Source organism: Coprobacter fastidiosus, assembly GCF_982245605.1.
The window spans coordinates 1-8,515 of sequence record NZ_CEVCIF010000067.1 but is presented as its reverse complement, the minus strand read 5'-3'; the positions used below and the strand labels follow the sequence as shown (position 1 = coordinate 8,515).

Genomic DNA, 8,515 nt, shown 5'->3' with positions numbered 1-8,515 from the left:
CCGAAATAAACAATAGCAAAAGGGGCTATCCGACTTTTTGGACAGCCCCTTTTGCATTTTTATTAATTAAGGAATTAATAAGCGAAGATGGGATATGATTTCATTGTTTGGTTCACTTTTTCACGAACGGCTTTAATAATGTTTCCATCTTCAGGATGAGCTAAAACAGTATCTATCATTTCAACGATTTCGAGCATGAGATCTTCTTTTGCTCCTCGTGTCGTAATCGCCGGAGTTCCTATACGAATACCGGATGTCTGGAATGGTGAACGGCTGTCGAAAGGAACCATATTTTTATTTACGGTAATATCTGCTTCGACCAGAACTTTCTCGGCAACTTTACCGGTAAGTTCAGGGAATTTTGTACGGAGATCGATCAGCATACAATGATTATCCGTTCCGTTTGAAATAATCTTGTATCCCTTATCCATAAACGCTTGTGCCATAACTGCGGCATTTTTCTTGACTTGCGTCTGATAAACTTTATATTCTGGTTGCAATGCTTCTCCGAATGAAACGGCTTTAGCTGCAATAACGTGTTCTAACGGTCCACCCTGCACTCCGGGGAATACTGCAGAATCGAGAAGCGCTGACATTTTCTTGATTTCTCCTTTAGGAGTTGTTTTTCCCCAAGGATTGTCAAAATCTTTTCCTAATAAAATAATTCCGCCACGAGGTCCACGCAAGGTTTTATGAGTCGTGGAGGTTACTATATGTGCATATTTCAACGGATTATCTAATAATCCGGCAGCAATAAGTCCTGCAGGATGAGCCATATCTATCATGAAAATAGCTCCTATTTCATCTGCGATTTTACGCATGCGAGCATAATCCCATTCGCGAGAATAAGCCGAAGCTCCACCGATGATTAATTTCGGACGTTCACGAAGGGCGACTTCTTCCATCATATCGTAATCTACATATCCGGTATCTTCTTTTACACCATATTCCAGTGGCTGGAACATCAGCCCTGAAAAGTTAACAGGTGAACCATGAGATAAATGCCCTCCGTGAGATAAATTTAACCCGAGGAACTTATCTCCGGGATTTAACACTGCCATGAAAACAGCCATATTGGCCTGTGCTCCGGAATGCGGTTGCACATTAGCCCATTCTGCTCCGAAAATTTCTTTGATTCTGTCTATTGCGATTTGTTCGCTTTGGTCTATCACCTCGCATCCGCCGTAATATCTCTTTCCGGGATATCCTTCTGCATATTTGTTGGTTAGGCAAGATCCCATAGCTTGCATTACTTGATCACTTACAAAGTTCTCTGAAGCGATGAGTTCTATTCCCTTCAGTTGTCTTTGATGTTCTTGTTCGATAATGTCGAAAATAGCATTGTCTCTTTTCATTGTTGTGCTTTATATAAGATGGTGTTTATGTTTTCGTTGTGCAAAGATACCTTTTTTCGTTGTTCTTATAAAATAATACCGATCGAAAAACTGAGAAGATTAATACCTCTTTTTAAATAAATGTTTCCTTCTGATATATTTATTCCGTCTTTGTAGAGGATGTATGTCGTAGGATGTGTGAGGTTTGTAATTCCGAATTCATAGCGAAAATCGATAAAAAAGCGAGAGATGGATGTTCCAAGTCCCAAAACGAAATTTGCAGTTAACGGACGGATGTGTTCATCCATGACAAATTCATACGTTTCCGGTGCGGAGAGTTCGCTCTTTTTCTTATATAGATATTTAAGTTTTGGACCGGCAAAAAAAGACAACTCGTACGGACCTTGTTTGATGAAGTTATATCCGTATAATAAAGGTATGTCTAAAGAATAAATTCTATTACCGACCGTTATTCCTTCCATGTACCCGATAGATCCGTCGGTAATGACCGATTCGGGTCTCGGACTCATCCGATAACGCATATAATGCGTTTCTGCTTCGAGTTGAAGATAATGTTTATTGAAATTGGTTCGGGCAAACAGGGATATGAGAATCCCCATTTTTGAATTTGTTGACGGTTCTTCTATTTTTATACCGTTGATTTGACTTTTTCGCATATCGACGAAAGGGGCGTTTACTCCGATACGGACTCCCCAATTGAATAATTTTTTTGGGGACATACCGGACTGTGCCGATACCGTACCGGTAAAAAATAAATATGTACAGAATAAAAATAGAATGTACAGTCTCATTTCTTCTTTTTCTTTTTTTGTACCGACCAACCGAACTTACCTATTTCTTTGCCGATCCCGTAATAATGACCGTGCGAATAAACCAATAATCGAGCTTTTTCGAGATCGAAAGCTCCGTTTTCGGGATTAATGAATTGCTCGTCGGCAATAACGTTGACAACCTCTGATATAAACATATCATGAGAACCTAAGTTCACGATTTCCTTAACTTTACATTCTATGCATAAAGGCGATTCTTCAATATAGGGAGCAGCTATTTTTTCTGAAGGAACGGGAGTCAGCTCGCTTTCTGCAAATTTATTATAATCTTTTCCAGATCGAATACCGCACCAGTCGGTTGCTCTTGCCATATTTTCTGTTGTCAGATTAATGACAAATTCCTTGTTCTCCTTTAAAATAGAGTATGAATGTCGTTCGGGACGTACGGATATATAACACATTGGCGGATTGGTGCAGATAGTTCCTACCCAGCTTACGGTAAATAAATTATACTGTTCCGGACGGTTCCCGCAACTGACCAATACCGCAGGTAACGGATAAATCATCGTACCCGGTTTCCAATTCTGTTTTTTCCTGTTTGCCATTAACGAATTTCTATATCTTTTTGAGAAATAGCCCGTTCGCAATATTTGCATTTTACTTCAACGGTTTCTTTATTAATGACACGAAAGACCGTATTCATCGGTTCGTTGTTGGTGATGCATTTAGGGTTATTGCAACGGATAATGCCTGTTAATTCATCAGGTAGGGTAACGACTCTTTTTTCGGTTACCTGATAGTCTCTGATGATATTGATCTTTGCATTCGGAGCTATTAATGCGATTTTATTGATCTCTTCTTCTTTGAAGAATGTATCGGCGATTTTGATGATACCTTTATGTCCTATTTTTTTACTTATCAGATTATTTCCGATAGTAATGCTTTTGTTTAGATGTTCTAATCCGAGGAGTGAAACGACTTTGAACAGTTGGTTTGAAGGAATATGATCGATAACCGTTCCGTTTTCCAATGCAGCTACTTCGAGCTCTTTTTTATGTATAGCCATGATTCTATTTTCTTTTCTTAAATGTTAAATTTCGATACCTAATACTTTGCATATAATAGCTTGACGGGCATATAATCCGTTTTTAGCTTGCTCGAAATAATAGGCTTTCGGATTATCATCTACGTCGTATGCGATTTCGTTTACGCGGGGAAGCGGGTGCAGTATCCGTAAGTTCGGTTTGCTGTTTTCCAACATTTGATTATGTAGTGTATATACATTTTTTACTTTTTCATATTCCATGAGATCGGTAAAACGTTCTCGTTGCACACGGGTCATATATAATATATCCGCTTGATTGATGACTTCTTCTGTGAAATCTTGGTGCTCTTGATAAGGTATTCCTAATTTATCGCAATATATTTTATATTCTTCCGGCATTTTCAGTTCCTCAGGGGCTACGAAGTGAAACGTAGGTTTGAAGTGTGACATTGCCATAAGTAAAGAGTGTACGGTTCTTCCGTATTTTAGATCTCCCACCATTGTAATGTTTAGATTCTCTAATGTCCCTTGAGTCTTATATATAGAGTAAAGATCGAGCATTGTTTGCGACGGATGCTGATTAGCTCCGTCTCCAGCATTTATAATAGGAATTGAAGAAACCTCAGATGCATATCGAGCGGCTCCGTCTAAATAATGACGCATAATGATGAGATCTACATAATTACTAACCATCATTATCGTATCTTTAAGGGTTTCGCCCTTGGTCGAACTCGTAGTAGATGCATCGGAAAAACCGATAATTCTCCCTCCCAATCGGTTTACTGCCGTTTCGAAACTAAGTCGGGTACGTGTAGATGGTTCAAAAAATAGGGTTGCAATCACTTTTCCTTCCAATACTTTTCTGTTTGGGTTTTCTTCAAATTTTCTTGCTTGCTCCAGCAGATCCAGAATTTCTTCCTTAGAGTAGTCGGTGATAGATACTAAACTCTCTTTTCTCATATTGCGGTATGTTTTAAGAATATAGATTTATATGACAAATAGACCGGTTTGGCATGAAGAGTCAAATCGGTCTATTTACAATTTCTGATCGAGTGTTTATATTCTCTACACTTCTGTAAGTGTATGAAATCGAAATGTTTATATTTCTTTGTATTTTGTTTCATCTACACTACAAAAATAGTAAAAAAAGTCTATATCAAAGCTTTTCTGCTTAAATTTTCTTGTTCTGTATTTCAATCAATTTATAAATGAAATATTTATATTACCTTTGACGAAAAATATGAGAATTCATAATTTGTATATCCGGAAACCGTACGGATATAATTTGAGATATTGCTAAACGAATATGTTTCAAAACAAAATTTGAAATGCCAGAACTGCCTAAGAAAAAATCCGGATCTATTTCCAGAATTATAATTAAATGTCTTTGGATATTTTTTTGTGTAGGAATTGTTTCGATAACCCTCTTATTCTTTTTTATAGCAAAAGGGTTTATCGGTTATATGCCTCCGATCGAAGAGTTGCAAAATCCGAAAGATAAATTCGCCTCCGAGATATATTCTTCTGATATGGAAGTGATCGGGCGATATTATCAGAGTAAAGGAAACCGGGTGTATGTGGGATATAATGAAATTTCTCCTTATCTGGTTAATGCCCTTATTGCGACCGAAGACGCCCGTTTTGAAGATCACTCGGGAATCGATGTGAAAGCCTTGGCGAGGGCAGTGATAAAAAGAGGTTTGTTTTTTCAAAAAAGTGCAGGGGGGGGGAGTACAATTTCTCAGCAGTTAGCCAAGCAGTTGTTTTCTCCAAGTGCCGAAAATGTAATGGAACGGCTTTTTCAAAAGCCGATAGAATGGGTAATTGCCGTTCAGTTAGAACGTTTTTATACAAAAGAGGAAATTGTAAATATGTACTTAAATAAATTTGATTTTCTCTATAATGCCGTTGGAATACAGTCGGCAGCACAAATTTATTTTAATACGACTCCCGATAAACTATCGATAGAACAAGCGGCTACATTGATCGGAATGTGCAAAAATCCATCGTATTTTAATCCTGTTCGTCAACCCGAAAGAACGAGAGGTCGTCGTAATACGGTTTTAGAACAAATGTATAAATCGGATTATATTACTCGGGAGGAGAGAGATTCATTGCAAGCTCTTCCGTTGAAGCTCTACTTTAACCGTGTAGATCATAAAGAAGGGTTAGCTCCTTATTTTAGGGAACATTTGCGTTTGATGATGACTGCCAAAAAACCGGATCGAAGAGATTACAGAGGATGGCAGGGACAAAAATTTGTCGATGATTCTATCGCTTGGGAAACAAATCCTCTTTTCGGATGGTGTGAAAAAAATCGGAAAGCAGACGGTTCAAAATATAATATCTATACAGATGGGTTGAAAATATATACGTCATTAGATTCTCGGATGCAAAAATATGCAGAAGAGGCTGTTGAAGAGCATATCGGAGGTTTTCTGCAGCCTAAATTCTTTAATGAGAAGAAGGGGCGCAGTTACGCTCCGTTTGCAAGGAATTTATCTAAATCGGATATCGAAACTATTCTTAATAAGGCGATGAAACAGAGTGATCGGTACAGATATATGTCGGAAGCGGGTGCATCTGAAAAGGAAATCAGGAAAGCTTTCGATACACCTGTGGATATGCAAGTTTTTTCTTGGCATGGAATGATCGATACGGTTATGACTCCTATGGATTCTATTCGATATAATAAATCGTTTCTCCGTACTGGCTTTATGGTAATGGATTCTAAAACAGGGCATGTGAAAGCATACGTCGGAGGAATTGATTTTCGCAATTTCCAGTATGACATGGTTTCAGATGGTAGGCGTCAAGTAGGTTCTACCATAAAACCGTTTTTATATACGTTGGCTATGGAAGAAGGTTTCAGCCCATGTGACGAAGCTCCGAATGTACAACCTCATATTCTTGATCCGGCTACAGGAAAGGTTTGGTCTCCGAGAAACTCTTCCAAGGCCCGGATTGGAGAGAATGTGACTTTACGTTGGGGATTGGCTAATTCTAATAACTGGATTTCAGCTTATTTAATGGAACGGTTATCTCCAAGTTCTTTAGTGCGTTTGATGCATTCGTTCGGTATTCGCAATTATATCGATCCGGTTATTTCTCTTTGTTTAGGACCGGCAGAAGTCTCTGTTGAAGAGATGGTGACAGCTTATACAGCCTTTTCGAATAAAGGTATTCGAGTTGATCCGTTATATGTTACCCGAATAGAGGATAATTTTGGAAATGTAATTGCCGAGTTTACTCCGAAAGTAACCGAAGTATTCAGTGAGGCTGCATATTATAAAATACTTCCGATGCTTAGAGATGTTATAGATCATGGTACAGGAGGGCGCATTCGGTATCGTCATAAAATAACAGCCCCGATGGGAGGAAAAACCGGGACTACCAATAATAACTCGGATGGTTGGTTTATGGGATTTACACCGAGTTTGGCTGCCGGTGTATGGGTTGGAGGAGAGGAGCGTTCTATCCATTTTGATGGTATGGCAAACGGTCAGGGAGCAACGATGGCATTGCCTATCTATGGTATCTTTATGAAAAAAGTTTATGGCGATAAATCTTTGGGATATTCTGAAACGGAAGATTTTGTAATACCTGAACAATATAAAGATCCGTGTACGACCGGACCATATTCTGAAGAGGAATTTTCATCAGAGCCTGCTGAAGCTATAGAAGGTATTTTTGATTAGTTGATTCTATATTGAAATGAAATAGGTGTATCAAATTTTGATACACCTATACACACCCATTCAAGCTCCTACTCATCTTTTTTGATGAAATTTTTATAACAACACCTATGCTTTGAATGTATGAATTATAAGTTTGTCTAATTAAATGTTCGTTTAATTGGACAAATCCATAGGAGTTTTTCATAATGGAATATGTTGAGATCACATATTATAAAGAATTGTTTTATAATATATTTAAATAATAGTTTGTTTGATGTGAATAAATTGTATATTTGTCCGATCAAACGAAGGTTTTTTTGGAGCTATTTATATAATTATTCCTGAATTTTAGTTGCTATTTTCTACTTTTGGGTAGGAGGTAATTCCTTTTCTATTTTTTTGTTTTCAGCAGATATGGAAGGCTATTTATAAAGAATAGAGGTTAATATATTATTAGGTGGGGTGATTGGGTAGTATTGATATTGTGAAATTAAAATTATAAAACGGGCAGTTTTAACTTATAAAATAAAAACTGCCCGTATCTATTGTTTACAGTTTACTAGATAAGCATAAAAGTTTATAATCCGGGTTTATTACTGGTGATATAACTGTCTTTGCTACCTTCGATAAAAACTTGTTTTGTGTACCATTGGGGAGCATAATGGTAGTTTGAAGTATATGTTCGTACGTAAAAATTATAATATCCTCCGGTACGAGGCCATTGTTTTATGACATTTGTTCCGTTACTATTAAAAAACGATGCGTCACTACCGGAATATTTTACTCCATCGATAGGATTTTTCGGATTATTTATCACGACTACAATCCCTGCGGCATCCGGATCATCGCAAGCCCAAGAATAAGTTACTTGTGAAAACGTGCGTACAAGTAGTCTCCATTTATTGTTTCCCATATAAGTAGAATTGAGTAATTGTTGTATCGGTTGTACAGATACATTGAAATAATTTACATTATCCGGTGTTGAAGTTGAAGGAGTATTACCGCCTCCTTCTCCGCTTGTGCCACTATCATTATCGCTTGGCGGGGTTATTTCCCAACTCATACCGTCATAAGTCCATACTTTTCCATATACTCTGCCAATAGTCGGTCCCGTAACATAAGGCCGGAAGTATTGCTTTTTCATGTGGGAAACAGTTAATTTAAAATCTGCACAATTATTTTCATCCAGGTCTTTTTCTGAACGTGCCCAATCACTGAAATCTTGAACGAAACTACATTCATATCCTCCTTTGAGAATTGTCAGATTGTCAGGATTATTGACTTTTACAGTCATTTGGATAGCATTGTCTTTATGTTCGAATTTAGAGAATATTACCCAGAATTTTGTCGGGTCATTTCTGTCCGTTTTCTTTTTACCACCACCTCCGCCAGAAAAATCATCATCTCCACAGGCTGTTGAAATTATAAGAGGAATTGCTAATAGTAAGGATAGAGCGTGTTTTGGGAGTTTCATAATCATGATTATTTTAAACTTATAAACTATTCTAATATGCAAAGGAAAAGCTAATTTTTATAATTGAGTATACTTGTTGTATATTTAACATAAGAAAAACTGAATATTTGCTAAATAATTGTTGGTGTAGAATAGTGAAAAGAGGGTGTATCAAAATTGAGAAGATTTGATACATCCTCTTTTTCCCTTTGTTA

At 37.4% G+C, this 8,515-nt stretch carries 7 protein-coding genes; 1 reads left to right on the top strand and 6 read right to left on the bottom strand.

Annotated elements, in window-relative coordinates:
- Window positions 1–74: 74 nt before the first annotated feature.
- From glyA to pyrB, 5 genes are all read right to left on the bottom strand, one after another.
- Window positions 75–1,355, bottom strand: a complete 1,281-nt coding sequence (gene glyA, locus AC0UMU_RS12970) for a serine hydroxymethyltransferase (protein WP_122337896.1) — start codon at window positions 1,353–1,355, stop codon at window positions 75–77.
- A gap of 65 nt (window positions 1,356–1,420) precedes the next feature.
- Window positions 1,421–2,146, bottom strand: a complete 726-nt coding sequence (locus AC0UMU_RS12965; RefSeq protein ID WP_288641957.1) for a porin family protein — start codon at window positions 2,144–2,146, stop codon at window positions 1,421–1,423.
- Window positions 2,143–2,730: a flavin reductase family protein gene (locus AC0UMU_RS12960; RefSeq protein WP_009319528.1), complete on the bottom strand. Its 588-nt coding sequence runs from the start codon at window positions 2,728–2,730 to the stop codon at window positions 2,143–2,145. Before AC0UMU_RS12960 ends, AC0UMU_RS12965 begins: the two co-directional genes overlap by 4 nt.
- Window positions 2,730–3,194, bottom strand: a complete 465-nt coding sequence (gene pyrI / locus AC0UMU_RS12955; RefSeq protein ID WP_174371910.1) for an aspartate carbamoyltransferase regulatory subunit — start codon at window positions 3,192–3,194, stop codon at window positions 2,730–2,732. The genes AC0UMU_RS12960 and pyrI overlap by 1 nt, the downstream gene beginning before the upstream one ends.
- A 21-nt stretch (window positions 3,195–3,215) precedes the next feature.
- Complete coding sequence (pyrB, locus tag AC0UMU_RS12950; protein WP_022601897.1) at window positions 3,216–4,130, bottom strand: aspartate carbamoyltransferase; 915 nt, start codon at window positions 4,128–4,130, stop codon at window positions 3,216–3,218.
- Window positions 4,131–4,531: 401 nt separating this feature from the next.
- Here pyrB and AC0UMU_RS12945 point away from each other — a divergent pair, with 401 nt between their 5' ends.
- Window positions 4,532–6,868, top strand: coding sequence for a transglycosylase domain-containing protein (locus AC0UMU_RS12945; RefSeq protein ID WP_081705723.1), 2,337 nt, complete (start codon window positions 4,532–4,534; stop codon window positions 6,866–6,868).
- Between the two features lie 556 nt (window positions 6,869–7,424).
- Here AC0UMU_RS12945 and AC0UMU_RS12940 read toward each other — a convergent pair.
- On the bottom strand, window positions 7,425–8,321 hold the full coding sequence (locus tag AC0UMU_RS12940; protein WP_022389547.1) for a hypothetical protein: 897 nt from the start codon (window positions 8,319–8,321) through the stop codon (window positions 7,425–7,427).
- Window positions 8,322–8,515: the final 194 nt, after the last annotated feature.